22 protein-coding genes and 1 pseudogene are annotated in these 23,889 nt (G+C 72.5%); 12 read left to right on the top strand and 11 right to left on the bottom strand.

Annotated features, from left to right (window positions below):
• The first annotated feature begins 185 nt into the window (after positions 1-185).
• The gene (locus tag PGH47_RS39040) at positions 186-641 is read left to right on the top strand and encodes a VanZ family protein (protein WP_260609255.1); all 456 of its coding nucleotides are present in this window, start codon (positions 186-188) and stop codon (positions 639-641) included.
• Positions 642-663: 22 nt separating this feature from the next.
• Here PGH47_RS39040 and PGH47_RS39035 read toward each other — a convergent pair whose 3' ends face one another.
• Positions 664-1,440 (bottom strand): sulfite exporter TauE/SafE family protein, encoded by a 777-nt coding sequence (locus PGH47_RS39035; RefSeq protein WP_271667393.1) that lies wholly within the window; start codon positions 1,438-1,440, stop codon positions 664-666.
• A gap of 216 nt (positions 1,441-1,656) precedes the next feature.
• Here PGH47_RS39035 and PGH47_RS39030 point away from each other — a divergent pair, with 216 nt between their 5' ends.
• Positions 1,657-2,886: a ricin-type beta-trefoil lectin domain protein gene (locus PGH47_RS39030; RefSeq protein WP_271667392.1), complete on the top strand. Its 1,230-nt coding sequence runs from the start codon at positions 1,657-1,659 to the stop codon at positions 2,884-2,886.
• A 9-nt stretch (positions 2,887-2,895) separates the two neighbouring features.
• Here the strand turns inward: PGH47_RS39030 and PGH47_RS39025 are convergent, their stop codons facing one another.
• Entirely contained in the window at positions 2,896-3,132 is a 237-nt protein-coding gene (locus PGH47_RS39025; protein ID WP_271667391.1) for a hypothetical protein, read from the bottom strand.
• 135 nt (positions 3,133-3,267) lie between these two features.
• On the opposite strand from PGH47_RS39025, the gene PGH47_RS39020 reads away from it, so the two are divergent.
• From PGH47_RS39020 to PGH47_RS39010, 3 genes are all read left to right on the top strand, one after another.
• Positions 3,268-4,275, top strand: a complete 1,008-nt coding sequence (locus PGH47_RS39020; protein WP_271667390.1) for a PHP domain-containing protein — start codon at positions 3,268-3,270, stop codon at positions 4,273-4,275.
• A gap of 331 nt (positions 4,276-4,606) precedes the next feature.
• Positions 4,607-5,569 (top strand): SDR family NAD(P)-dependent oxidoreductase, encoded by a 963-nt coding sequence (locus PGH47_RS39015; protein ID WP_271667389.1) that lies wholly within the window; start codon positions 4,607-4,609, stop codon positions 5,567-5,569.
• Positions 5,570-5,648: 79 nt separating this feature from the next.
• Positions 5,649-6,677 (top strand): SDR family oxidoreductase, encoded by a 1,029-nt coding sequence (locus PGH47_RS39010; protein ID WP_271667388.1) that lies wholly within the window; start codon positions 5,649-5,651, stop codon positions 6,675-6,677.
• A 13-nt stretch (positions 6,678-6,690) separates the two neighbouring features.
• Here PGH47_RS39010 and PGH47_RS39005 read toward each other — a convergent pair whose 3' ends face one another.
• The 3 genes from PGH47_RS39005 to PGH47_RS38995 form a co-directional block, all read right to left on the bottom strand.
• Positions 6,691-6,930, bottom strand: coding sequence for a hypothetical protein (locus PGH47_RS39005; RefSeq protein WP_271667387.1), 240 nt, complete (start codon positions 6,928-6,930; stop codon positions 6,691-6,693).
• A 64-nt stretch (positions 6,931-6,994) separates the two neighbouring features.
• Entirely contained in the window at positions 6,995-8,284 is a 1,290-nt protein-coding gene (locus PGH47_RS39000) for an ROK family transcriptional regulator (protein WP_271667386.1), read from the bottom strand.
• Positions 8,285-8,343: 59 nt separating this feature from the next.
• Positions 8,344-11,499 carry a cytochrome P450 gene (locus PGH47_RS38995; protein WP_271667385.1) on the bottom strand — a complete coding sequence of 1,052 codons (3,156 nt, stop codon included), beginning with the start codon at positions 11,497-11,499 and terminating at the stop codon, positions 8,344-8,346.
• Positions 11,500-11,689: 190 nt separating this feature from the next.
• Here PGH47_RS38995 and PGH47_RS38990 point away from each other — a divergent pair, with 190 nt between their 5' ends.
• Positions 11,690-12,283, top strand: a complete 594-nt coding sequence (locus tag PGH47_RS38990; protein ID WP_271668258.1) for a PAS domain-containing protein — start codon at positions 11,690-11,692, stop codon at positions 12,281-12,283.
• A gap of 178 nt (positions 12,284-12,461) precedes the next feature.
• On the opposite strand, the pseudogene PGH47_RS38985 reads toward PGH47_RS38990, so the two are convergent.
• A pseudogene (locus PGH47_RS38985) lies at positions 12,462-12,878 on the bottom strand (DUF3626 domain-containing protein); the annotation flags it as partial.
• A gap of 84 nt (positions 12,879-12,962) precedes the next feature.
• Between PGH47_RS38985 and PGH47_RS38980 the strand changes: the two are divergent.
• Complete coding sequence (locus PGH47_RS38980; RefSeq protein WP_271667384.1) at positions 12,963-13,457, top strand: FBP domain-containing protein; 495 nt, start codon at positions 12,963-12,965, stop codon at positions 13,455-13,457.
• Between the two features lie 14 nt (positions 13,458-13,471).
• On the opposite strand, the gene PGH47_RS38975 is transcribed toward PGH47_RS38980, so the two are convergent.
• The gene (locus PGH47_RS38975) at positions 13,472-14,806 is read right to left on the bottom strand and encodes an erythromycin esterase family protein (RefSeq protein ID WP_271667383.1); all 1,335 of its coding nucleotides are present in this window, start codon (positions 14,804-14,806) and stop codon (positions 13,472-13,474) included.
• 259 nt (positions 14,807-15,065) lie between these two features.
• On the opposite strand from PGH47_RS38975, the gene PGH47_RS38970 reads away from it, so the two are divergent.
• From PGH47_RS38970 to PGH47_RS38960, 3 genes are all read left to right on the top strand, one after another.
• Positions 15,066-16,319, top strand: coding sequence for an aromatic acid exporter family protein (locus PGH47_RS38970; RefSeq protein ID WP_271667382.1), 1,254 nt, complete (start codon positions 15,066-15,068; stop codon positions 16,317-16,319).
• A 44-nt stretch (positions 16,320-16,363) separates the two neighbouring features.
• Positions 16,364-17,410, top strand: a complete 1,047-nt coding sequence (locus tag PGH47_RS38965; RefSeq protein ID WP_271667381.1) for a hypothetical protein — start codon at positions 16,364-16,366, stop codon at positions 17,408-17,410.
• A gap of 133 nt (positions 17,411-17,543) precedes the next feature.
• Positions 17,544-18,764 (top strand): lactonase family protein, encoded by a 1,221-nt coding sequence (locus PGH47_RS38960; RefSeq protein WP_271667380.1) that lies wholly within the window; start codon positions 17,544-17,546, stop codon positions 18,762-18,764.
• Here the strand turns inward: PGH47_RS38960 and PGH47_RS38955 are convergent.
• Complete coding sequence (locus PGH47_RS38955) at positions 18,732-19,457, bottom strand: DUF2470 domain-containing protein (RefSeq protein ID WP_271667379.1); 726 nt, start codon at positions 19,455-19,457, stop codon at positions 18,732-18,734. The two genes, PGH47_RS38960 and PGH47_RS38955, sit on opposite strands and share 33 nt — an antisense overlap.
• Positions 19,458-19,561: 104 nt before the next feature.
• A complete protein-coding gene (locus PGH47_RS38950; protein ID WP_271667378.1) occupies positions 19,562-20,170 on the bottom strand; it encodes a TetR/AcrR family transcriptional regulator in 609 nt (202 codons plus the stop codon).
• Positions 20,171-20,286: 116 nt separating this feature from the next.
• On the opposite strand from PGH47_RS38950, the gene PGH47_RS38945 reads away from it, so the two are divergent.
• On the top strand, positions 20,287-21,810 hold the full coding sequence (locus PGH47_RS38945) for a cytochrome P450 (RefSeq protein WP_271667377.1): 1,524 nt from the start codon (positions 20,287-20,289) through the stop codon (positions 21,808-21,810).
• Here the strand turns inward: PGH47_RS38945 and PGH47_RS38940 are convergent.
• Positions 21,772-22,602: a pentapeptide repeat-containing protein gene (locus tag PGH47_RS38940; RefSeq protein WP_271667376.1), complete on the bottom strand. Its 831-nt coding sequence runs from the start codon at positions 22,600-22,602 to the stop codon at positions 21,772-21,774. The genes PGH47_RS38945 and PGH47_RS38940 overlap by 39 nt on opposite strands.
• Before the next feature lie 161 nt (positions 22,603-22,763).
• Between PGH47_RS38940 and PGH47_RS38935 the strand changes: the two genes are divergently transcribed.
• The gene (locus tag PGH47_RS38935; RefSeq protein ID WP_271667375.1) at positions 22,764-22,964 is read left to right on the top strand and encodes a DUF5999 family protein; all 201 of its coding nucleotides are present in this window, start codon (positions 22,764-22,766) and stop codon (positions 22,962-22,964) included.
• A 1-nt stretch (position 22,965) separates the two neighbouring features.
• Here PGH47_RS38935 and sigJ read toward each other — a convergent pair whose 3' ends face one another.
• Positions 22,966-23,877 carry an RNA polymerase sigma factor SigJ gene (sigJ, locus tag PGH47_RS38930; protein WP_271667374.1) on the bottom strand — a complete coding sequence of 304 codons (912 nt, stop codon included), beginning with the start codon at positions 23,875-23,877 and terminating at the stop codon, positions 22,966-22,968.
• Between the last annotated feature and the right edge of the window lie 12 nt (positions 23,878-23,889).

Raw genomic sequence — 23,889 nt, 5'->3', positions numbered from 1 at the left:
CCAAGGGCGGTACGAAGTCGAGGGCGGGTGCCAAGTCGAAGGGCGGAGGCGCGAAGCCGAAGCCGAAGAGTTCCGCCAAGTCCGCACGCTCCACCTGGTTCGGACGCGCCACCGGGTCCGGTGGCGCCGCGAAGACGAAGCCGCCCGGCGGGTCCCGGCCCGCCGATCAGCCCTCGCGAAGTCCTCTGCGCATCCTCGGCCGACTCTTGGCGATGCTGTGCGCCTTCGTCTTCATGGTGGCCTTCGCCGTCGTACTGGCGAAGCTCACCCTTCAGCCGTCGCCCGCTTCGGAGGCGCTGACGCACACCAATCTCCAGCCGGGCAGCACGCTGCGGGCCTATCTGGACCAGCCCGAGCTTCGGGACGCCGTCAAACAGATCGGCGGCAATGTACTGCTGGGCGCGCCGTTCGGTGTCCTGGTCCCCGTGATCGCCCCGCGGACGCGCGGCGTCCTGCGGGTGCTGCTGCTGACGGCCACCGTGATGCTTCTCGTCGAGTTCGCGCAGGGCGCCCTGGTGACCGGGCGGGCCTTCGACGTCGACGACGTCATCCTCAACACGACCGGCGCGCTGATCGGCTATCTGCTGCTGGGCCGGCGGATGAGCCGCATGGTGCACGCCCGCAAGCCGCGCTCGTCCTAGTGGCCCGCGGACCCCTCTCCGCCTAGCGCAGCACCAGCTGGACTATCGCGACCGTGCCGACCACGACGATGAACGTGCGCAGTACGGCGGGACGCAGCCGGCGGCCCACGGTGGCTCCGAAGTGGCCGCCGGCCGCGGACCCGACCGCCAGGAGGGCCACGGCCGTCCAGTCGAAGTCGGCGACGACGAGGAAGAACAGCGCGGCGACGGAGTTGACGACGGCGACCAGTACGTTCTTGACCGCGGTGAGGCGTTGCAGGTCGTCGTCGAGGAGCATGCCCATCAGAGCGACGTAGATGATGCCCTGGGCGGCCGAGAAGTAGCCGCCGTAGACGCTGGCCAGGGTCAGACCGACGAGCAGCAGGGGGCCACCGTCCGGGCGTGCCGACCGTCCCGTGCGGGCCCGGCGATCGCGGAGCCTCCTGCTGATCAGCGGCTGGAGGGCGACCAGTACGAGGGCGAGTCCTACCAGGACCGGCACGATCCGTTCGAACGCCGAGGCGGGCAGGGCGAGCAGCAGCGTCGCGCCGGCGAGCCCGCCGAGCAGGGCGCCGGCGCCCCATTTCAGGACCCGCCGGCGCTGGCCGCGCAGTTCTCGCCGGTACCCGATGGCTCCGCTGATCGAGCCGGGGATCAGGCCGAGCGCGTTGGAGACCGTGGCGGTGACGGGCGGCAGTCCGGTCGCCAGCAGCACCGGGAACGAGATGAGCGTGCCCGACCCCACGGCGGCGTTGACGGCACCGGCTGCTGCGCCGGCGCCCAGGACGGCGAGCAGCTCGCCGATGTGTGCGGCGTCCATGGCGAGAAGCCTAGGAACGCGACAGTTCGGCGGCGGACGAAGGGTGCCGGTGGACAGAGCGGCCCGATCCGGGCAGTCGTCGCCCTCGCCAACTACTGGTCCGTACCAAAGTATTGACGCCCCCTTTCCTCACTCCTTAAATCAAGTGGCGACACCTTCACCCCCCACCACGGTCGGCGCACCCGTCCATCGGGTCGCCGCACGGAAGGGAGCACCATGGCCTCCCCACGCCTGCTCCGCAATGTTCTGCTGGCCGCGCTGTCCGGCATCCTGGTCGCATCGGCCGCGATCGGGCCCGCCCAGGCGGAACCACCCGAAGTCGCGGCAGCCGCCGTGACGTTCTCCGACAACTTCGACGGGCCCGCGGGTGCCGCGGTCGACTCCTCGAAGTGGCAGATCGAGACCGGCGACAACGTCAACAACCACGAGCGGCAGTACTACACGTCCGGCAACAAGAACGCGGCACTGGACGGCCAGGGCCATCTGGTGATCACGGCCCGGCGCGAGAACCCCTCCAACTACCAGTGCTGGTACGGCACTTGCCAGTACACCTCGGCTCGGCTGAACACCTCCGGGAAGTTCACCGCGCAGTACGGGCACGTCGAGGCCCGGATGAAGGTGCCGCGGGGACAGGGCATGTGGCCCGCGTTCTGGATGCTCGGCACACCGGTGAACTGGCCTGACTCGGGCGAGATCGACATCATGGAGAACGTCGGCTTCGAGCCCTCGACCGTGCACGGCACCATCCACGGCCCCGGCTACTCCGGGTCGGGCGGCATAGGCGCCGGCTACTCGCTGCCGAACGGCCAGGCCTTCGCCGACGCCTTCCACACCTTCGCCGTGGACTGGGCGCCCGACTCCATCACCTGGTCCGTGGACGGCAACGTCTACCAGCGGCGCACGCCCGCCGACCTGGGCGGCAAGCAGTGGGTCTTCAACAAGCCGTACTTCCTGATCCTGAACCTCGCGGTGGGCGGCTACTGGCCCGGCGACCCGGACGGCTCCACGGTGTTCCCGCAGCAGCTCGTGGTGGACCACGTCTCGGTGACCACCGGTGACAGCGCGAACGGCGGCGCGATCAGGGGGCTCGGCGGCAAGTGCGTCGACGTGGCGGGCGCGAGCTCCGCGAACGGCACACCCGTGCAGCTCTACGACTGCAACGGCACCGGAGCCCAGCAGTGGACCGCCGGCTCGGACGGCACACTCCGCGCGCTCGGCAAGTGCCTGGACGCCACCGGCAACGGCACGACGGACGGCACGACGGTCCAGCTGTGGGACTGCACCGGCGGACCGAATCAGAGATGGACCGTCTCAGCGGCGCGCGACATCGTCAATCCACAGGCGAACAAGTGCCTCGACGTGACCGGGAACAACTCGGCCAACGGCACCCGGCTCCAGCTGTGGACCTGCACCGGCGCCGGCAACCAGAAGTGGACGGTCGGGTGACCCGTCCGGCTAGTGGCGGTGCCAGGTGAACTTGTCGCCGCCGACCCAGCGGACCACGTCGGGGTCGTCCAGGTCGTGGACGCGGATGCCGTAGAGAGCGGCCGTCTCCAGGACATCGGTGACGGCCCTCGCCGAACCGACGACCACGCCGTCGATCTCCATGATGCGGAACGGAGGCGTGCCCGGCTGAACCCCGAGCACCATGATCCGCGGTTGTGTGATGTGCGGACTCGCGCTTTCGGTCATGAATAGAGCGTAGAGCGCGACGCGCGTCAACGAATCCTCCAGGTCATCCCCGGCGGGCGTCTCGAAGATCGCCGGGCCGCCCGCCCGCCGTGCGCGGGCGGCGCCCCCGGGGAACCCTGGAGGGTGGAGGTGGCGATGGATCCCGTGCAGGCGCTGGACCGGATCGCCTTTCTGCTGGAGCGCTCCCTTGCGCCGACCTATCGCGTACGGGCCTTCCGTACGGCCGCCCGGGTTCTGGCGGAACTGCCCGCGGACGAGGTGCGGGCGCGGGCCGAGGCCGGGACGCTGGAGTCGCTGCGGGGCGTCGGGCCGAAGACGGCGAAGGTGGTGCGCGAGGCGCTGGCCGGACAGATCCCCGGGTACCTGTCGGACCTGGAGGAGAAGCCGGAGGCCGAGCTGCCCGAGGGCGGGCCGCTGTGGGAGCTGCTGCGCGGGGACTGCCATCTGCACTCCGACTGGTCGGACGGCGGCAGCCCGATCGAGGAGATGGGCCGCACGGCGGCCGACCTCGGCCACGAGTGGGCGGTGCTGACCGACCACTCGCCCCGACTGACCGTCGCCCGGGGCCTGTCGGCCGACCGGCTCCGCGAGCAGCTGGACGTGGTGGCGGAGCTGAATTCGACCTGGGCGCCGTTCCGGCTGCTCACCGGTATCGAGTGCGACATCCTGGAGGACGGCACCCTGGACCAGGAACCCGAGCTGCTGGAGCGGCTCGACGTGGTCGTGGTGTCCGTGCACTCCAAGCTGCGCATGGAGGCCCGCGCGATGACCCGCCGGATGGTCACCGCCGTACGCGATCCCCACGCGGACGTCCTCGGTCACTGCACCGGGCGCCTGATCACGGGGCGGGGCCGGCCGGAGTCGGAGTTCGACGCGGACGAGGTGTTCGCCGCCTGCGCGGAGTCCGGTACGGCCGTGGAGATCAACAGCCGGCCCGAGCGGCTCGACCCGCCCCGGCGGCTGGTGCGCCGGGCCGTGGACGCGGGCGTGCTGTTCTCCGTCGACACCGACGCGCACGCCCCGGGGCAGCTTGACTGGCAGCGGTACGGCTGTGCCCGCGCCGAGGAGTGCGGGGTGCCCGCCGAGCGGGTCCTGACCACCTGGACGGCGGACGAGCTGCTGGAGTGGACCCGCGAGAAGTGAGTGCGGGAACCCTGTTCTCAGGCGTGACGCAGATCACCGGGTATCGCGGCGAACTCAGGAACACCCGCCGGTAGTTTCCCGTTGAACCAACCGTGGGTGCGGATGGGACAGTGTCCCCGGGCCTCACCTTTCGCCCACAGGGAAGATCGTTCGGCTGAAGCCCTGTGGAGCCTTTCGCCGAGAGGCGACCGCCATCCGCGCCCACCTCTGACCGCCCCGACCGGAATCCCCCGTCCGGCCGGGGCTTTCTCTTGCCCCGACGCGCCGGCCCACGCGTGTCTCCGAGGCTCGACTTGACTTCGAGAGCACTCCAATTCGTAGCGTTTTGGGCATGAGCACTGCACAGCACAAGATCGGCTCCGGCTTCGGGGCGAACAGCACCGCCGACGAGGTTCTCGAGGGCATCGACCTGACCGGGAAGCTCGCGGTCGTCACCGGCGGCTACTCGGGGCTCGGCCTGGAGACCACCCGGTCCCTCACCAAGGCCGGCGCGCGGGTCGTCGTCCCGGCCCGCCGCCGGGCCACCGCCGAGGAGGCGCTGGCCGGCCTCGAAGGCGTCGAGGTGGACGAGCTGGACCTCGGCGACCTGGAGAGCGTGCGCGGCTTCGCCGAGCGGTTCCTCGCCTCCGGCCGCACCATCGACTTCATGATCGACAACGCCGGGATCATGGCCTGCCCGGAGACCCGCGTGGGGCCCGGCTGGGAGGCGCAGTTCGCGACCAACCACCTCGGTCACTTCGCCCTGGTCAACCGCCTGTGGCCGGCGATCGAGCCGGGCGGCGCCCGCGTGGTGTCCGTGTCGTCGCGGGGCCACCACTTCTCCGGCATCCGCTGGGACGACGTGCACTGGCGGCAGGGCTACGACAAGTGGGAGGCCTACGGCCAGGCCAAGACCGCGAACGTCCTGTTCGCCGTCCACCTCGACCGGCTGGCGGCCGACCGGGGCGTGCGGGCGTTCGCGCTGCACCCCGGCGGCATCATCACCCCGCTGCAGCGCCACCTCCCGAAGGCGGAGATGGTGGAGCGCGGCTGGATCGACGAGCAGGGCAACGTACTGAACCCCGAGGGCTTCAAGAGCCCCGAGCAGGGCGCGGCCACGCAGGTGTGGGCGGCGACGTCCCCGCAGCTGGACGGCATGGGCGGCGTCTACCTGGAGGACTGCGACATCGCCGAGCCCGCCGTCGACGGCGGGGAGCGCAGCGGCGTCAAGGCATGGGCGACCGACCCGGAGCAGGCGGCACGCCTGTGGGCGCTGTCGGCGGAGCTGACGGGCGTGGACGCGTTCGCCGCGTAGCGCGGGACCGGTAGCGTGCGAACGCCCCGGATCGGGGTACTCGCAGGCTCCCGTCCCCACTCTCCGGGAGGAGCCGCAGGTGAGCAGTGAAGCGGCCCGCAGGATCGTGGTCACCGGCGCCACCGGCAATGTCGGTACCAGCGTGGTGCGACTCCTCTCGGAGGATCCGGAGGTCGGTTCCGTCCTGGGGCTGGCCCGCCGGATCCCCGACTGGTCCCTGCCGAAGACCGACTGGGCGGCGGTCGACCTGGCCGCCGAGCGGGGCGATCTCGCGGAGCTGTTCGCGGGCGCCACCGCCGTGATCCATCTGGCCTGGGCGTTCCAGCCGACGCACGATCCGGCGACGACCTGGCGGACCAATGTGCTGGGCGGCCTGCGTGTGTTCGAGGCGGCGGCCGCGGCCAGGGTGCCGAAGCTGGTCCACGCGTCGTCGGTCGGCGCCTACTCACCGGGCCCCAAGGATCACGCGGTGGACGAGTCCTGGCCGACGCACGGCTGGCCGGACGCCGCGTACTGCCGGGAGAAGGCCTATCTGGAACGGGTGCTGGACACCTTCGACCGCGCCCATCCCCGGGTTCGCGTGGTGCGGATGCGGCCGGCGTTCCTGTTCAAGCGGGAGTCGGCGAGCGAGCAGCGCCGCATCTTCGGCGGCCGTTTCCTGCCGGGCCCGCTGGCCCGCCCGGAGCTGCTGCCGTTCCTGCCCGACATCCCGGGACTGCGGGTGCAGGCCCTGCACACCGACGACGCTGCGACGGCGTATCTGCTGGCGGTGAAGTCCGACGTACGGGGCGCGTTCAATCTCGCGGCCGACCCGCCGGTCGACGCCGCGCTGCTGGGCGAGATGCTCGGGGCTCGCCCAGTCCGGCTCCCAAGCACGGCGGCACGGTCGGCGATCGCCGCCGCGTGGGGGCTGCATCTGCTGCCCGCCTCACCGCATCTGTTCGACGCGGTCCTCAGGCTGCCGCTGATGAACTGCACGCGCGCGCGTACCGAGCTGGGCTGGCATCCGGAGCGTACGGCGCCCGAGGTGCTGGAGGAGTTCCTCCAGGGACTCCAGCAGGGCGCCGGCGCGGCCACCGAACCGCTGCGGGGCCGCAAGGTGGGCTGACCGCTGAGCCGGGTCAGCCCGGGGACTCCTCGGGTGCCGGATGTTCCGGGTGGACCGTGCCGGACTGACTCGCTCCCTGCCGGCCCGTGCCCGCCTCGTCCGTGTCGGGCACGTCGTCCGCCTCGGTGGTGTCGTCGGCGGGCGCGACGGGCACCTCCCAAGGGTCCTCCCCGGCGTCGGCCTGCTGGTCCGGCAGGTCCCTCGGCACCGGCCCGCTCGTGCGGTCGGCTGTTCCCCGGCGGCCGTCGGTCATGGTGGCACCTCTCCTCGCATCGCCCCGAGGGCCCGCGAGTACCGTCCCTGCCGACGACGAAACCTCAGTGCGGCACGCGCTCCGCCACTGCGGTCGGCAGGGACGCCGACGGCGCCTCGGGAGCGGGCTCGGCGCGGCGGCCGCCGTGTGCGAAGAAGTCGGCGAGCGGCAGGATCGCGGCGCCGACGGTGACCGCGTCCGGGCCGAGCCTGCCGAGGTCGATGGTGACCTTGTGGGCGGGGTGCCGCAGCGAGTAGGAGGCCGCGTGCAGGCGTACGGCGGGCAGGAAGCGGGTGCCCAGCTGGAGACCGGCCCAGCCGCCGATCAGGATCCGCTCGGGCTGGAAGAGGTTGATCAGGTCGGAGAGGCCCGCGCCCACGTACTCGGCGGTCTCCTCCAGCACGGCGACGGCCACCGGGTCGGCCTCCCGGCCCTCGGCCGGATAGGCACCGGCCAGCATCGCCGTCAGCGCGGTCTCCTCGTCGGCGCCCTCCGGCACGTCCCCGCCCTGCTCGCGCCAGCGGTCGAGCAGCGACTCGGCGCCCGCGTAGGCCTCCAGGCAGCCGAGGGCTCCGCACCGGCAGCGGCGCCCCCTGACCCGTACCGTCAGATGCCCCCACTCGACGGCCCGCCCGTGCTCCACCTCGGGGGTGACCAGGCAGGCGCCGACGCCGGAGCCGAAGAGCACGACGACGGCGTTGCGGGCGCCGCGCCCGCCGCCGAACCACATCTCGGCCTGGCCGAGGGTCCGCGCGCCGTTGTCGATGAAGTACGGCACGTCGTCGGGGAGCTGGGTGCCGTCGCGCAGGAGCTTCTCCAGCGGTACGGCGTCCCAGCCGATGGTCTGCCCGTGCACCACGGCGCCGAGGTCGCCGGTGTCCTCGACGATGCCGGGGACGCCGATGCCGACGCCGAGCAGCCGCTCGGGGCCGATGCCGGCCTCCGCGAGCACCTCGGCGATGCCGTCGCGGATGTGCCCGACGATGCCCTCGACCTCGTACCGCTCGCGGGTCAACGGCCTTTCCGCGCGGGCGAGTTCGGTCAGGGTCAGGTCGAACAGGCCGATCCGCACCCGGGTCTCGCCGACGTCGACGCCGATCATGTGGCCACTGCCGGGGGCGACGCGCAGCAGGATGCGGGGCCGGCCGCCGTCGGAGTCGACGCTGCCGGCCTCCTCGACCAGGCCGTCGGCGATCAGCTCGGCGACGACGTTGCTGACGGAGCCGGAGCTGAGTCCGGTGGCCGGGCCGAGCTCGAAGCGGCTGAGCGGGCCGTCGAAGTACAGGCGCTGGAGTACGGCGGTACGGTTGCCCCGCCTGAGGTCCCGTACCGTGCGCCCATTACGCCCCGCCATGCGGCTCCCTCCGGATCAGCCCTGGTCCCCCGCGTGTTCGGACCGACTCCCATTGTGACCTACGCCGCGTAGACGTCCTCCACGTACCGGCCGTCCGCGATCAAGGCGTCCAGCCAGCGCTCGGCCGCCGCGTCGTCGGCGCCCGGCGTGCGGTCCCGGTACAGGGTACGGAAGGCCTCCCGCACGCCCGGCGCCATCCGGGCGCCGTCGCCGCAGACGTACACGCGGGCGCCCGCGCCGAGCAGCTCCCAGACGTCGTCGGCCTCGGCGGCGATGCGGTGCTGGACGAAGGTCCCGGCGGTGCTGAAGGCGGGGCGGAGCGAGACGGCTCCGGCCGACTGGGCCGCGTACAGCTCGTCGGCGTGCAGGAAGTCGGCGGGGGCGTCGCAGCCGAAGTAGCACAGGGCCGGGGCGAGTTCGGTGCCGGCCGCGAGGGCCGCGGCGCGGTCCGCGACGGCGCCGCGGAACGGGGCGAGGCCGGTGCCCGCGGCGACCATCACGACCGGTGCGCCGGTCTCGATGCGGAAGACGTCCCGGCACGGCTGGATGCGGGCGTACACCGTGTCGCCGGGGCGGACGTCGGTGAGGTAGCCGGATCCGGTGCCCCGGTGGATGCCCCTGCCCGAGCGGGCGGGGGCCCGGAGCAGGGAGATCATCAGGTCCGCGTGGCCGGGGTCGACGGCGGGCGAGGAGGAGATCGAGTAGTGGCGCGGGCGCAACGGGGTGAGCAGGTCGAGCAGGGTCGGCCAGTCCAGGGCGCCGCGCAGGGCCGGGAAGTCCTCGATCACCTCGACCAGGGTGCGCGGATCGTCGGTCAGCCCCGCCAGGGCGATGCGCTCCGGCGGGCACGGGTTGGCGGCGGCGAGGGCGGCGAGCTGGGCGTCGTTCGGGCGTTCCACCAACTCGACGTGGTGGGTGAGGAGCCGGCGCACGGTCAGGGGCCGGTCGATCGCGAGGCCGTCGCGGCGCGGGCGGGCGGCGCGGATGTCCAGGACGGTGTCGAGGTCGGCGCCGAGCGCGGCGGCGAACCGCTCGACCGGTTCCGGGGCGTTGGCCGGCAGCACGGTGAGGTGGTCGGCGGTGCGGTAGGTGACGCCTTCCGGGAGGGCGAGGCGGACGAAGCGCTTGGGGCGCGGGTGGCCGGGCGCGGTGAGGTCGTACGCCTCGGTGACCGTCATGGGGACGAGTCCGTGCCGTTCGGCGGCGGCGTCCAGCGGGCCGCCGGTCAGGGCGCGGACCTCGTAGGCCGCGGTGGGCTCGTCGGCCGGGGCGGCCGCCTCGGGGTCGCCGTGGCGCTCCAGCAGGGCGGTGCGCAGGCGGGCCGTGAAGTCACGGACGGCGCCGGTGAGGTCGCCCGAGGCGTCTGCGGCGGCGCGCTTGAGGAGGCGGGTGGCGCCGAGTCCGGCGAGGCGGTCGTCGATGCGGGTGGGGACCTGCTGGTAGGTGGCGGCCCAGTTGCGGTCGCCGACGCCGAGGACGGCGTAGCTGACGTCCGTCAGGTCCTGCGTGTCCTCCAGCCGGGCGGTGAAGACGGTGGCGTCGTCGGTGGGCCGGCCGTTGTAGGAGGCGGCGGTGATCACGACGGGCCGGTCGGTGGGCAGGCGGCCGGCGTAGGCGTCCAGGGGCGCGACCTCGGTCTCGCAGCCGACGGCGGCGGCCTCGTCGGCGAGGGACGCGGCGAACTCCCGGCAGGTGCCGTAGTTGCTGCCGTGCAGGAACAGGGCACGAGTGCCGGGGCGGACACGGGCGGGCAGCGCCGCCGTCTCTGCGTCCCCGGGTGTCTCGTCCGGCACGCTTCCGGGCAGCGGGGTGTGGTTGCGCTCGGCGGGGGTGCGCGGAGTCAGGGTCAGGGTGAAGCCCTCGGGCTTGAGGGTGAGGGTCTCCTTGACGGTGAGGCGGTAGTCGGCGTGGTCGTGCAACCGGTAGCGGTGTACGAGCATCGCCAGCAGCATGGTCGCCTCGTGCAGCGCGAACTGCCGCCCGATGCAGGCGCGTTCACCGGTGCCGAAGGGCTTGAAGGCGTGCACCGGCCGGGCCGCCTCGGCCTCGGCCGTGAAGCGCGCGGGGTCGAACCGCTCGGGGTTGTCGCCCCAGACGGCCTGCCGGTGGAGCATCGGGGTGAGCACGAGGGCGGCCTGCCCGGCCCGCAGCGGGATGCGTCCGCCGAGCAGCGTGTCCTCGCGGGCCTGCCGGGAGAACACGGCGGCGGTCGGCCACAGCCGCAGTGCCTCGTTGAGGACCTGGCGGGTGTACGTCAGCCTGCCGATCTCGTCGTAGGCCGGTTCCGGGTCGGCCCGGTCGCCCCACAGGGCGTCGACCTCGCGGCGTACCAGTTCCAGTGCCGTCGGGTGTTTGGCCAGGTAGTACAGCGCGAAGGACATCGCGCCGGAGGTGGTCTCGTGCCCGGCGATCAGGAAGGTGATGACCTGGTTGCGGATGTTGGCGGCGTCGAGGGTGGTGCCGTCGGCGGGGTGCGCGGCGCTGAGCATCAGGCCGAGGAGGTCCTCGGCGGCGCTCTGGTCGGTGCCGGCGCGGGCGGCGATGACGTCGTCGACGACCTGGGCGAGATAGGCGGCGTCGCCTCGGAAGGCCGCGTCGGCCGCCGAATGGTCCCGGCCGGGGACGCGGGCGAGCCGCTTCATGCTCCACTCCAGGCAGCGGACCATGGACTCGACGAAGGGGTGCGGCTCGGGCCGCTCGAAGGAGCCGAAGTCGTAGTCGAAGCCGGCGAGCCCGATGGTGTCCAGGGTCATGCGGGTCATGTCGTCGGGGACGTTCACCGGCCGTCCGGCGCGGGCGTCGCGGTCCCAGGAGTCGATGAGCCGGCGGGCCACCTTCAGCATCACGGGGTGGTAGGTGCGCATCGAGCCGAGCGCGAAGGCGGGCATCAGGATGTCGTGCGCCTTGGCCCAGTTGGGCTCGTCGTTGTACGCGGTGAACAGGCCGTCCGCGGCGAACTCGCGGACGTTCTCCAGACCGGGCCCGATGTTCTTGGCGAACCGCCGCTCGTCGGCGAGCTCGGCCACCAGATCGGGGTCACCGACGAACAGGGCGTCCCGCCCGTGGAGCCGCCGCACGAACACGGGCCCGTGCTCGCGCATCAGCTCCATGGCCTGCTGCACGGGGGTGCCGCCGGGTCCGGTGGCGGAGATGTCGACGAGGGGGACGCCGGGGAGGGTGTCTGCGGTCTGCGGGTCGAGCGCGGTGGGGGGCATGGCGCGACAACTGCCTTTCGCGGTACGGGAGTACTGCGATCCAGGTTGGTCGACAGGGCCCGGCCGCCCGAGCACCGGCACTACATGATTGTGTAGTGCCCAGGCATGAGTCGCTCTTGCGCCGAGTCACGGGAGGTGCCTGGTGGACCGGACCCATCCGGAAGCCGTCGTGTGGCGCAACCGCGCCCTGATGGTCTTCGACCGCGTCGCCGTGCCGGTGGCGGTGTGCGATGTGTACGGCGCGGTCCAGCTGGCCAATCCGGCGATGGCGGCGGAGTGCGGTACGACGCCGGGGCGGCTGCGTGGCCGGGATGTGCTGGAGCTGTTCCGGCCGCAGGAGGCGACGCAGGTCGAGCGGATCGCCGAGGCGCTGCGGCTGCGGCACCGCTCGCGCTACCAGGTGTCCGTGTGCTGGCGCTCGCCCGACGGCACGGAGCGCTACGGGGAGCTCACGGCGGACCCGGTCAGCGACACCGTGCAGGAGACTCCGGCCCTGCTGGTGATGCTCCGGGTCCTGGGCGAGCGCGAGCCGTCCCCCGAAGCGCAGCCCACCCGGGTCACGCCGATGGAGGCCCGCGTCCTGGCGCTGCTCGCCGGCGGCGCCACCACCGCACGGGCCGCCCGGGAGACCGACCTCACGGTGGACGGCGTGAACTACCACCTACGACGCCTGTCGGCCCGCTGGAACGCGACCAACCGCACGGAACTGGTCGCTCGGGCCTATGCGCTGGGGGTTCTCGCGACGGGGGTGTGGCCACCGGCCCCCGCACCCTCACACGTATAGGCCCTTCCGGGCGGGATCGATTCGGACGTCCGCGGTGATGCGGCGCACCACGCCGAGCAGTACGAAGTCCGCTGGCGGTGTGGCAACGCCCCCGAGGGGCGCGGGGAACTGCGCGACCAGCCACGATGGCGCCGCAGACGAACGACGGCGCAGCTCGGCACCTCCAGCGGAGCTGGAGGTCGGGGTAGCAGAAGTTGGCGCGACCGAGGGTCTCTCGGGTGACGCGGAAGTGTGAGGAGCCGAACCTCGGGGCGGCGCCGACGGCTTGGCGGCGGAAGTTCAGCGCGCCGTACACGGGCCGCTCCGGTGCGCTCGCCTCGTCGTACGCACCGCCGAAGATCCGGCTCTCCCAGCGCCAGCGGTCGCCGCCCGGGTAGGCGGTGAGGCCGCCGTTGCTGGTGCCGGTGACGAACTGCGAGTGGTAGGTGCCGTCCTCGGTCAGCGCGCGCAGGATCGGCACGCCCCGCACCAGCCGGTCCGGATGGAAGTTGAGGGTGACGCGTATCTCCGGGTCGAGGGCCGGCCCCGCGGAGGAGGCGGCGACATGCCGCAGTGCCGCCCGGGCGCGCGGTGCCCCGGGATCGCCGAAATCCACTGGCTCCCCTCCGTCCTGCCTGCCTAGTCTAGTTCTTAACCTAGGACCCCTAGGTTTCGCAGATCGACTCCCAGGAGGCTCCCCATGAGGCCACTCGCCGAGCAGGACATCCGCAACTCATTTATCAACTGCTCGAAAGGGGAGGCCAAGCGCGTGTCTCTCCCCCGCGATCTCGACGAACGCCCCTGGGACGACCTCGACTTCCTCGGCTGGCGGGATCCGGGGGCACCCGATCGCAGCTATCTGGTGACCGAGCGGGAGGGCGACATGGTGGGTGTCACCTTCCGTTTCCCGTCCTCCCGGCGCGGGTTCCTGCACCGCAGCATGTGCTCCCTGTGCCTGACGACCCATCCGGGCGGTGGGGTCTCGCTGATGACGGCCCGCAAGACGGGCGCCGCCGGACGCGAGGGCAACTCGGTCGGCCTGTACATGTGCACCGACCTCGCGTGTTCCCTCTACGTCCGCGGCAAGAAGGCCCCGGGGCCGGGGAGCCGCTTCGAGGAGAGCCTGACGGTCGAGGAGCAGATCTCCCGGACGCGGGGCAATCTGTCCTCCTTCCTCGACAAGCTGTACGCCTGACGGGCCCCGCCGCCCTACCGGTCCCGAAGGTGCGCCGCCTCCACCCGGTGCAGATGGATCAGCACGTCGTGGCTGCGGGCGAGCGCGATGTCGTGCGGGCCGTCCGGGTAGGCCGTGCCGATGCCGCGCGTCGGCCGCGCCCGCCGCAGCCAGTCGCGGGCCGGCGCCCCGACGGACCGCAGGTCGAGCACGTAGTCGCGGTACCGCACCCGGTCGAGGGTCCGCTCGTTGCCGCCCGGCTCCGCGGGTCCCAGGGTCCAGCGGCGGATGACGTCGTCGTCCTGGCCGGTGGCGTTGAACGAGCCGCGGTCGAAGGTCAGGCCGACGCTCACATAGCCCGCGCCGAGGCTCTCGCGCAGGAACGCGCCCTGCACCTTCGGGTTCTGCTCCGGCTCCTCCGGCACATAGCCGACGTGGTTGTTGTGCGCCGACAGCAGCACTTTGGTGCCGGTGTGCTTCTGCCACCACACCACGTTGGCCGCCATCGCCCCGTCGCGGTAGCGCATGGCCGCCGCGATCCCGTCCGGGTCGGTGAAGTCGAAGGCGTACTGCCGGGCGGTTTCGTCGATCACCCTCGCGTGCTGGACGGCCCGGCCGTACGCCTCTCGGTCGGCGCCCGGCGTCTGCCGCTCCAGCAGCCGCAGCGCCTCACCGGTGCGCTCCGCGCGGTCCTTGCGTTCGGCGTACGGCAGGTTCATGTACCCCTCGATGTACTCGCCGGTCCGCACGGTGGGCCGCAGCCCGCGGTACAGCTCGGCCAGTCGTGCGGCGAGCCCGGGGTGCGCGCGGGCCGTGTAGTCCTCGACGGCGTCGTACAACTCGGGTCCGGTCCAGGCGATGTCGTCGCCGATGAAGCGGACGGGGTCGTCGGGGTGGCGGACGTTGTACGCGCGCATCCACTCGACGAGCCGCAGATAGTCGGTGTTGTTCCACCACAGGTAGTCCCGCTGGAACTCCTCGCGCATGACGCGCCGGGGGTCGCCCTTGCCGTACAGGACGTAGTCGTTGAGGCGCAGGCCGGTGCTCCAGGGGGTCTCCAGGGCGAAGGTGCGAAAGCCCTTCTCCCGCACGAGATGGCGGAAGACGCGGTCCTTGAGGGCGAAGAAGTCGTGCGAGCCGTGGGTGGCCTCGCCCAGACCGACCACCCGGGCGTCGCCGATCATCCGGCCCAGGGGCCGCAGATCACGGCTGTCGCCGCCCGGTTCGACGGTGCGCAGCGGACGGGCCGCACGGTCGAGCGCTCCGACGACGGAGGCGGGGGTCGGCGCCGCCGTGGCCGGGATGCCGGTCGTCAGGGCGGCGAGGATGATGAACAGGGTCAGTACTAATCCGGTCCGATGCCGTCTCATGATCCAAGGCTTGCGCTCCGGGCGCACGGGGACCATCCGGCGGTCCTCCGTTCCCGGATGCGGACAACCACGGGGTGGCGGCGGGGGTTCTCCCCAGTCCCGGACCCGGTCGGCCGCCCGGCCCCGCACGGGTGTCGACGATCACCGGCCCAGCCTCTTGCCGTGACACGGCCACGGCGATCAATCTGGGGTTCCTTGCGGACTGTTACGTTCCGCAAGCGGTGTGTGGGACGCGTCGGCGAAAGGGAACAGCCCGAGGATGCTTGTGGCACGTGAGGACACGTCCTTCCGGGAGCGGCTGGCGAAGCTGGGCCGTGATCCCGTGGTCGTCCAGACGCTGCGGTCGGCGGCCGCTGCGACGATCGCCTACGTCATCGCGCTGCGGCTGAGCCCCGAGGCGGCACCGCTGACCGCGCCCCTGACCGCGCTGCTGGTCGTCCAGGTCACCTTCTACGCCACGCTCACCAACGGCATCCGCCGGGTGAACTCCGTGGTGGCCGGCGTCCTGGTGGCCATCGCCTTCAGCCTGCTGGTCGGCCTGACCTGGTGGAGCCTGGGCCTGCTGATCGTGGCCGCGCTGGCGGTCGGGCATCTCGTGCGGGTGAACGAGTACGTGCCCGAAGTGGCGATCAGCGCGATGCTGGTCCTCGGTGTCACGACCGTCGGGGACACGGCGTGGGCGCGGGTGCTGGAGACGCTGATCGGCGCGGTGGTCGGGCTCGGCTTCAACCTGCTGCTCGCGCCGCCGGTGTGGGTGGACGAGGCCGGGGAGTCGATGGAGGCACTGGCCCGCCGGCTGCGGCAGTTGATGCTGCGCATCGGCGAGGAGGCCGCCGGCCGGCCGGCCTACGAGCAGGCCGCGGCCCGGCTGCACGAGGCTCGCCGGCTCGACCACGACATCGTCGAGGTCGACGCGGACCTCCGGCAGGCCGAGGACAGCCTGCGGTTCAATCCCCGCGTACGGGACAGCCTGTTGCACCGCGTCGTGCTGCGCACCGGCCTCGACACGCTGGAGATCTGCACGGTCGTCCTGCGGGTGCTCGCGCGCACCATCACCGACCTCGCCAAGGACCGCGAACCCGATCCGCTGTTCGCGAACGAGACGGGCGCGGTCCTGGAGCAGCTGCTGTCCGAGATCGCGGACGCGGTGGTCAGCTTCTCGGTGCTGGTCACCACGCACGTCAGCAGCAACGCCGACGCGGCGGAGTCCCGGTTGTCGGCCGAGCTGCGCACGGCGGCGGGCACCCGCGACAAGCTGGCCCTGCTGCTGCGCGAGGAGGCCGACCGCGAGACGGAGCGCTGGCAGCTGCTCGGCGCCGTCCTGACCGAGGTGAACCGCATGCTCGATGAGCTCGACACCGAGCACCGCTCGCGCCGGCTGCTGGAGGAGCTGGACCGGGTGTCGCAGGAGCAGCGCGTGCGGGTGCCGGGGCTGACCCGGGTGCGTGAACGCATGGGCGTCCAGGAGCAGCTGTGGCGGAACCGTACCGGGATGGGCGGGCGTTCTCGCTAGGGGGACGCCGGGACGGACCGGCGCCGGAGCGAGGGAGCGGGCCCATGGCCGACACGACCGTGCGGATCGACGGAAACACCCTGCGGTTGCCGGGCGACGTGGCGGTGCGGTTCATCCGCACGTTGCGGCTGCCGGAGTCGGGCACTCATCCGCTGCCGCCGGGGCTCGGCGAGTTCCCGGTCCGGCGGGTGGCGGACTTCCCTGACACCGTGCCGGAGGCGTGGCGGGCGCGCGGCGGGGTGATGCTCCCGGTGTATCTGCGCGAGGCGATGTGGCTGAGCTTCGGCGGCACCACGGAGCCGGCCGCCCTCCAGGTCGGGGTGGGAAAGGTGTGCGCGGTCTCGGGGAAGCCGTGGAGCGACCGGCTCGGCCGCAAGCCGCAGAACTACGTCGTACTCCCCCGGCAGCCCTGGCTGGACGGGATCAACTCCGGCAAGGGCACGGTCCGCCAGTTCGTGGCGGTGCCGCTGGGGCTCGGCGCGACCGTCGAGGGCCAGGTGACCGGCGAGGAGGTCTGGGGCGGTGTGCAGCTTCAGTCCTTCGCGCTGAAGGAGCCGAAGCTCGCGGCCTGGCGCGAGGAGCAGCGGCGCCGGGCCGCGCAGGCGCCCCCGATGCCGCAGTTCGGGGGCTACGGCGCCGCGATGCCGATGGCGGCACCGCCCGCTCCCGGTTCGGCCCCCGCTCCCGGTGGCGGGGCGCCCCGGGCCGCGGCGGCGATGGGCCTTGGCGTCGGCGGTTCGATGCGCCAGGAGGTCTACGAGGACGACCGTCCGCTGTCGGACTGGTCCGAGCGGCCCGGCGGCCGTGTGTTCGTCCATCTGGTGACGCCCCCGGAGTGGCGCCGGATCACCGGTGAGGCTCCCCCGCCGTCGCCGGTCGACCGGGCGGCGTACACGCGGGCGGGGCTGCCGTGGTTCGACTACTACGACGAGGACGCCGGGGATCTCGCCCCGACGGACACGCTGGGTGGGGTCCAGCCGGTCGGTGACTGGCTCGGTGACGACCACGAGCCCTGGCAGGCGCCGACGCCGGGCCAGGTGGTGCCGCTGAAGGACGCACAGGGCAAGCCGGTGGAGGACGGCGACTGGTAGCCGGAGCGCGTCGGCCCATCACTTCACCGCCATTGCACAGAATGCAACACCTGTTGCTGTTCTTGCGCTGGGCGGGTGATCCACGCCAAGGTTGCTGTCGCGACCACGACGACCGACGACCTGAGGTGTGGACATGGGCAGTGGTGGGCTGAGCAGGCGCCGATTCGTCGGGACCCTCGCGGGGTCGGCCGCCGGAGTGACCCTCCCGGCGGCCACGGCCTGCGACAACGCACCCGCTCCCGCGGACACCACCGACACGGCGACCTCCGGGACGTCCGGCCCCGGCACCCGTCCGAGCGCCCAGTCCGAGAGCCGCGGTCCGTCCGGCCCGCGCCCGCTCTACCTCGGCACCTACACCTCCACCGAGGGCGGCGGCAAGGGCATCGGCCTCGCGACGTACGACCCGGCCACGGGTGCCGTCACGGGCACCGGGACGATCGACGGCGTCGCCGACCCGTCGTATCTGGCGCTGCACCCGAACGGGCGGACCCTGTACGCGGTGAACGAGCGCGAGGACGGCGCCGTGACCGCCGTCCGGGTCGCCGACCGCGAGGTTCTCGGCAGTCGCGGCACCGGCGGCTCGGCGCCCTGTCATCTGTCGGTGCATCCCGGCGGACGCTGGCTGCTGAGCGCCAACTACGGCTCGGGCAGCGTCGCGGTGCACCCGATCGAGGCCTCGGGCGCGCTCGGCGAGCGCACCGACCTGGTCACGCACTCCAGTCCGGCGCCCGGTCCCGGCCAGGACGGCCCGCACGCCCACCAGTTCGTCACCAGCCCGGACGGCCGCCATGTGCTCGCCGTCGACCTCGGCACGGACACCGTCTACACCTATCGCCTCGACGAGAAGGCGGGCACGCTCGGCGAGGTCTCCCGGGCTCGGACGAAGCCGGGCGCGGGCCCGCGACATCTCACCTTCCACCCGGGCGGCCGCTACGCCTATCTGGCCAACGAGGTCGACAACAGCGTCGCGGTCTGCGGGTACGACCCGTCCTCGGGCCGGCTGACCGTCGGCGCGGAGCAGGAGACGGGCACCGGTTCGGGCACCAGCTATCCGGCCCAGATCGTGGTGACGCCGAACGGCCGGTTCGCCTATCTCGCCAACCGAGGCCACAACAGCCTCGCCCGCTACGCGGTGGAGGCGAAGGGCGCCCGGCTCAGGCTGCTCGACACGGTGCCGGTGTCCGGGGACTTCCCGCGGCAGATCGCCCTGTCGCCGGACGGCGCGCTGCTGTTCGCCGCGAACCAGCGGTCGAGCACCGTCAGCGTCTTCCACGTCGACGGGACGAGCGGTGAACTGCGGCTCGCGGGCGAGCCGTTCGCGTCACCCGTCGCCGTCTGTGCGCTGCCGCTGTAGGGCGCGGGGGCAGGAGGCCGCGGCGGCCTGGGAGAGCAGGACGTGCATGCGCTCGGTGAGCTGGGCGACGTCGTCGGCGGGCCGGTGGAACGGCAGTCGTACGTCGCCGTGGGAGCGGGCGCGCTCGATGCGCAGGGTGACTCCGTGCCGGTCGACGGCGAGCGGCTGGACGCGGACGGCGCCGTGCAGGCTGTCGGAGTCGACGAGACGGGTCAGCCGCTCGACGGCGTCCGGGTGGCAGTCGGCGAGATGGGTGAGCAGCCGGGCCTCGGCGGTGGCCAGCGGGTCGGGCGCCGCGGCGGCGAACTCCTCCAGGTCGACGACGAATGGCCCGGACGGCAGCCGCAGGACGACGCGCGTCGCCCGGAAGGCGAGTTTCCCGTCCTCGGGGGTGAACCAGCCGGACAGCCAGAGCCGGGAGCGGATCCGTTTGCGGACGGGCACGGGGGCGACGTCGGCGAACTCCAGGACGGCGGAGGGCTCGCCGCGCGGCGCGCAGATCGCGGCGGTGACGAGCACACTGTCCTCCGGCACCTCCAGCAGGACACGGCCGTCGTCGGTCACGGTGTGCGCGCCGACGAGCTCCTCGCGGCAGCTCTCCGCGGTCACCCCGCAGGACCACGCGCCGGCCAGTACCGACCGGGCTCGTTCCGCCGCGGAAGGCGCGGCCGTCCAGGTTTGACTGTCACCCATCCCGTTCCTCCTAAGGTAAGGCTTGCCTAACCTATCGAAGATCGGGCCGCAGGCCAACCGGCACCGCCGATCCTGTGCGATGCCTTTGCCGAGGTGTGGGGCGATCAGGGGGCGATGACGCCCAGCAGGGCGCGGGTGCACAGGTCGCGCACCTGGTCCCGGGAGAGGTCGGCGCCGCGCAGCCACTCCAGACAGACCGCGGTGGTGAACGCCAGCCAGCCCCGCACGGCGAGCGGGACGTCGGGGCGCCGCGCGCAGACCGGACCGAACTCGGGGTCGGCCGCCATCGCCGCGAGGATCTGCTTCTCCTGCGCGGCCAGGGCCCGTTGGTAGACCTTGCGCACGGCCTGGTCCCCGGCCGCGTCGGCACGATGGAAGGCGCGGTAGCCATGGGCGTGGGCCTCGACGTACTCCAGGAACGTGTCGAGGCCTGCGCCGAGCTGTTCGCGCACCGGGATTCCGGGCACCGCGGCCGTCATCCGCAGCATGCGCGCGCTCTCGCGCTCGACGACGGCCGCGAAGAAGTCCCGCTTGGTCGGGAAGTAGTGGTAGAGCAGCCCGCGTGAGACTCCGGCGATCTCGGCGACCTGCTCGATCCACACCTCGTCGTACGGACTCTCCGAGAACAGCCGTGCCCCGACCGCGAGAAGCTGCTCACGACGCTCCTCGGTGCTGAGCCGGCGTCGTGTGCGCTCACCCTGGTTCGCGGCCATGCCCGCACTTTACTTGACGTGGATTCAATAGCGGGATCAGACTGAACCGCGTTATTGAACCCACGTACAACGAGCGCCGCGTCGCAAGGTGTCAGCGGATCGAGGGAGATCGCGTCATGGCGGAGACGACGACCGGGACCGGACTTCCGAAAGGGTTCCGCAGCGCCGAGCAGGGCTGGCCGGAGCTGTTCCGCATACCCCATCCCCCGCACCGGCTCCCGCTGCTCGGCGACGTGCTGGGCGCGAGCAGGCGTACGCCACTCCAGGACTCCCTGCGCTTCGCCCGCGAGCTGGGCCCCATCTTCCGACGCCGGGCGTTCGACCGGGAGTTCGTCTTCGTCTGGGGCTCGGAACTCGCGGCCGACATGGCGGACGAGGCGCGCTTCGCCAAGCATGTCGGGCTCGGTGTCGCCAACCTCCGTCCGGTCGCCGGCGACGGCCTGTTCACGGCGTACAACCACGAGCCGAACTGGCAGTTGGCGCACGACGTCCTGGCACCCGGGTTCAGCCGGGAGGCCATGGCCGGCTACCACCCGATGATGCTGGCCGTCGCCGAGCGGCTCACGGACCACTGGGACCGCGCGCTCACGGCGGGCCGGTCGGTGGACGTGCCCGGCGACATGACCAAGCTGACCCTGGAGACCATCGCCCGTACCGGGTTCGGGCACGACTTCGGCTCCTTCGAACGCTCCCGCCCGCACCCCTTCGTGACGGCGATGGTCGGCACGCTCAGCTACGCCCAGCGGCTCAACACCGTGCCGTGGCCGTTCCTGCTGCGGCGGGCCGCGCGCCGCAACGAGGCCGACATCGCCCATCTCAACGACACAGTCGACGACCTGGTCCGCGCCCGGATCGCCGACGGGCCCGGGGACGGGGACCTGCTCGACCGCATGCTCGGGACCTCGCACCCGGAGACCGGCGAGCGCCTCTCCGCGGAGAACGTCCGCCGGCAGGTGATCACCTTCCTGGTGGCCGGCCACGAGACCACCTCGGGCGCGCTCTCCTTCGCCCTGCACTACCTCTCCCGCCACCCGGACGTCGCGGCCCGCGCCCGCGCCGAGGTCGACCGCGTCTGGGGCCCGACGGCGACGCCCGGCTACGACCAGGTGGCGCGGCTGCGCTATGTGCGCCGGGTGCTGGACGAGGCGCTGCGGCTGTGGCCGACTGCGCCCGCCTTCGCCCGGGAGGCCCGCGAGGACACCGTGCTCGGCGGGGTGCATCCGATGCAGCGGGGCGCCTGGGCACTGGTGCTCACGGCGATGCTGCACCGTGACCCGGAGGTCTGGGGCGCGGACGCCGAGCGGTTCGACCCGGACCGCTTCGATCCGAAGGCGGTCCGGACGCGGGCACCGCACACCTTCAAGCCGTTCGGCACAGGTGCGCGGGCGTGCATCGGGCGCCAGTTCGCGCTGCACGAGGCCACGTTGGTGCTGGGGCTGCTGCTGCGCCGCTACGAGTTCACGAGCGATCCGGCGTATCGGCTGCGGGTGACGGAACGGCTGACGCTGATGCCGGAGGGGCTGCGGCTGAACCTGGAGCGGCGGGCCGCCGTGCCCGTGCCCGGCGCGGCCGTGCCGCCCCCGGTCGAGGAGGACGCTCCGTCAGCGCTCGGCTGTCCAGTGCGCGGGACGGCCGACTGAGGCGGGCAGCCGGGTGCACGCGTTGCCCCGGGCCGCGTTCAGCTGGGGCTGGGTCAGGAAGAACGCGCCGGTCAGATCGGCGTCCGTGAGGTCGGTGTCTCGCAGGTCGGCGCCGATGAGGTCCGCCCCGCGCAGATCGGCGCCGGTCAGGTCGGCCGCGATGAGGTAGGCACCACGCAGGTTCGCGCCCCGCAGATCGGCGCCCCTGAGGCGGGCGCCCATCAGGTCCGCGCCCCGGCGTTCCTTCTTACGGCCCCGCACCCCCGCCCGCGCCAGCTCGCTGGTCCGCAGCAGCAGGACGTTGACCTTCTGCCGGTGCGCGGCCACGTCCAGCGAGGCGAGTTCCTCCGCGGTCCGGCGGGTGAGGGCGTCCGTCTCGTCCAGGAGTTCGCGCAGCTCGGCGTGGACGGGACGGGCCGCGGGCAGGGTGAGTGCCTCGGTCAGGTACCAGAGCAGCTCGTGGAGCTGGCGGACGACCGGGAAGACGTCGAACATCCGCCGGGCGTGCTCGCGGGAGGCGGCACGCCAGTCCTTCCCGGCGAAGGTGACCTGCGAGACCTTCTGCCCGGCGCCGAAGCAGTCGTAGACCGTGCAACCGGAGAAGCCGCTCTGCCGGAGCCGGGCGTGGATGCCGCAGCGGTGGTCCTCCTGGAGGTTCCGGCAGGGGGTGCCGGCGTCCTTGTCGAGCGCGAAGTCCGCCGAGGCGGTGAAGGGCAGCGCGACACAGCACAGCCCGAAGCAGTTCGCGCAGTCTGCGTGCAGGTCGACGAGGTCGCCGGGGTGATCTTGCATGTCACCAGCCTAATGTCCGGCCCGGCACCGGAACTCACCGATGAGTCTCCGGCGGTGTGGGGGTCCTCTCATACAACGGAAAACAAGTTCGGCTACCACTGGTACCGGAGCCGACGAAAGCAGGAGCAGAACCGCCGCATCGAGGATTCCGAGGAGACGTCATGTGCAGCCACCAGCCCCCGTGCCCCACCGCCGACAGCCCCGACCCGCACGCCGCCGTGATCGTCTCGGCCCACCCCGAACAGGGCTGGAGCCTGCTGTGCAACGGCACCATCGTGTTCGACGACACCGGTGAGCTCCTGCCCGACGGGCGGGTGGTCGGCCCGCGCCGCACGGTCGGGACGCTGGCCGTGGCGGCCTGACTCAGCCTCCGAGGTCCGCCAGGCCGAGCCCAGCGAGCCGCTCGGGGTCCGCGAGGATGTACATGTGGGTGATCCGCCCGTCGGCGACGATGACGCCCATGACCGACTGCGGCTGTCCCGCCGGCGCGTGCAGCACCCCGATCTCCCCGTTGACCAGCACCAACTGCGCGTACTGTGCCAACTGCGCGAACAGCAGCGCCTGTTCGGCCACCGGCTTGGCACCGCGCACCAGCTTGGACGCCGCCGCGCCCCGCACCAGCGGTCCGGAGTCGGCGCGCAGCACCACCTCGGGGTCGAGGACCGCGAGCAGTGCCTCGAAGTCCCCCGCGCGTGCGGCGGCCATGAAGGCGTCGAGGACCTGCCGCTGCCGCCCGAGGTCGGGCTCGCTCGACGGCGTGGCGCCCTTCACCCGGCGCCGGGCACGGCTCGCGAGCTGCCGGGTGGCGGCCGAGGAGCGCTCCACGATCGGCGCGATGTCGTCGAAGGGCACCGCGAACATGTCGTGCAGGACGAACGCGATCCGCTCGGCCGGCTCCAGCGTCTCCAGCACCACGAGCAGGGCCAGGCCCACCGAGTCGGCCTGGAGCACCTCCTGTTCCGGATCGATCTGTGTCAGGGGACGGATCACGGGGTCCGGTACGAAGGTGTCGTCCAGGGGCTCCTCATGGCGTCGCGTCCGGGAGCGGAGCAGGTCCAGACAGACCCGGCCGACCACCGTGGTCAGCCAGCCGCCGAGGTTGTCGATGGTGTCCGCGTCCGTGCGGCTCAGCTTCAGCCATGCCTCCTGGACGGCGTCCTCCGCCTCGGCGAGCGAGCCGAGCATGCGGTAGGCGACCGCCTTGAGGTGGCCGCGATGCTCCTCGAAGCGCACCGCCAGCAACTCGGTGTCGCGCGTGCCGTTCGTGTCGTTCACCGTGCCCCCGTC

The sequence above is a fragment of the Streptomyces sp. HUAS 31 genome, assembly GCF_028198125.1.
In the GTDB taxonomy this organism is placed as follows: domain Bacteria; phylum Actinomycetota; class Actinomycetes; order Streptomycetales; family Streptomycetaceae; genus Streptomyces; species Streptomyces chartreusis.
The sequence above is the reverse complement of the archived record's forward strand: the minus strand, read 5'-3'. Positions and strand labels throughout refer to the sequence as shown.

What these genes read in the sequence shown, in the direction of transcription:
- PGH47_RS39035 (WP_271667393.1), bottom strand. Translation starts at nt 1,440, where the DNA reads ATGGACGCCGCACACATCGGCGAGCTGCTCGCCGTCCTGGGCGCCGGC.
- PGH47_RS39030 (WP_271667392.1), top strand. Translation starts at nt 1,657, where the DNA reads ATGGCCTCCCCACGCCTGCTCCGCAATGTTCTGCTGGCCGCGCTGTCC.
- PGH47_RS39025 (WP_271667391.1), bottom strand. Translation starts at nt 3,132, where the DNA reads ATGACCGAAAGCGCGAGTCCGCACATCACACAACCGCGGATCATGGTG.
- PGH47_RS39020 (WP_271667390.1), top strand. Translation starts at nt 3,268, where the DNA reads ATGGATCCCGTGCAGGCGCTGGACCGGATCGCCTTTCTGCTGGAGCGC.
- PGH47_RS39015 (WP_271667389.1), top strand. Translation starts at nt 4,607, where the DNA reads ATGAGCACTGCACAGCACAAGATCGGCTCCGGCTTCGGGGCGAACAGC.
- PGH47_RS39005 (WP_271667387.1), bottom strand. Translation starts at nt 6,930, where the DNA reads ATGACCGACGGCCGCCGGGGAACAGCCGACCGCACGAGCGGGCCGGTG.
- PGH47_RS39000 (WP_271667386.1), bottom strand. Translation starts at nt 8,284, where the DNA reads ATGGCGGGGCGTAATGGGCGCACGGTACGGGACCTCAGGCGGGGCAAC.
- PGH47_RS38995 (WP_271667385.1), bottom strand. Translation starts at nt 11,499, where the DNA reads ATGCCCCCCACCGCGCTCGACCCGCAGACCGCAGACACCCTCCCCGGC.
- PGH47_RS38990 (WP_271668258.1), top strand. Translation starts at nt 11,690, where the DNA reads ATGGTCTTCGACCGCGTCGCCGTGCCGGTGGCGGTGTGCGATGTGTAC.
- PGH47_RS38980 (WP_271667384.1), top strand. Translation starts at nt 12,963, where the DNA reads ATGAGGCCACTCGCCGAGCAGGACATCCGCAACTCATTTATCAACTGC.
- PGH47_RS38975 (WP_271667383.1), bottom strand. Translation starts at nt 14,806, where the DNA reads ATGAGACGGCATCGGACCGGATTAGTACTGACCCTGTTCATCATCCTC.
- PGH47_RS38970 (WP_271667382.1), top strand. Translation starts at nt 15,066, where the DNA reads ATGCTTGTGGCACGTGAGGACACGTCCTTCCGGGAGCGGCTGGCGAAG.
- PGH47_RS38965 (WP_271667381.1), top strand. Translation starts at nt 16,364, where the DNA reads ATGGCCGACACGACCGTGCGGATCGACGGAAACACCCTGCGGTTGCCG.
- PGH47_RS38960 (WP_271667380.1), top strand. Translation starts at nt 17,544, where the DNA reads ATGGGCAGTGGTGGGCTGAGCAGGCGCCGATTCGTCGGGACCCTCGCG.
- PGH47_RS38955 (WP_271667379.1), bottom strand. Translation starts at nt 19,457, where the DNA reads ATGGGTGACAGTCAAACCTGGACGGCCGCGCCTTCCGCGGCGGAACGA.
- PGH47_RS38950 (WP_271667378.1), bottom strand. Translation starts at nt 20,170, where the DNA reads ATGGCCGCGAACCAGGGTGAGCGCACACGACGCCGGCTCAGCACCGAG.
- PGH47_RS38945 (WP_271667377.1), top strand. Translation starts at nt 20,287, where the DNA reads ATGGCGGAGACGACGACCGGGACCGGACTTCCGAAAGGGTTCCGCAGC.
- PGH47_RS38940 (WP_271667376.1), bottom strand. Translation starts at nt 22,602, where the DNA reads ATGCAAGATCACCCCGGCGACCTCGTCGACCTGCACGCAGACTGCGCG.
- PGH47_RS38935 (WP_271667375.1), top strand. Translation starts at nt 22,764, where the DNA reads ATGTGCAGCCACCAGCCCCCGTGCCCCACCGCCGACAGCCCCGACCCG.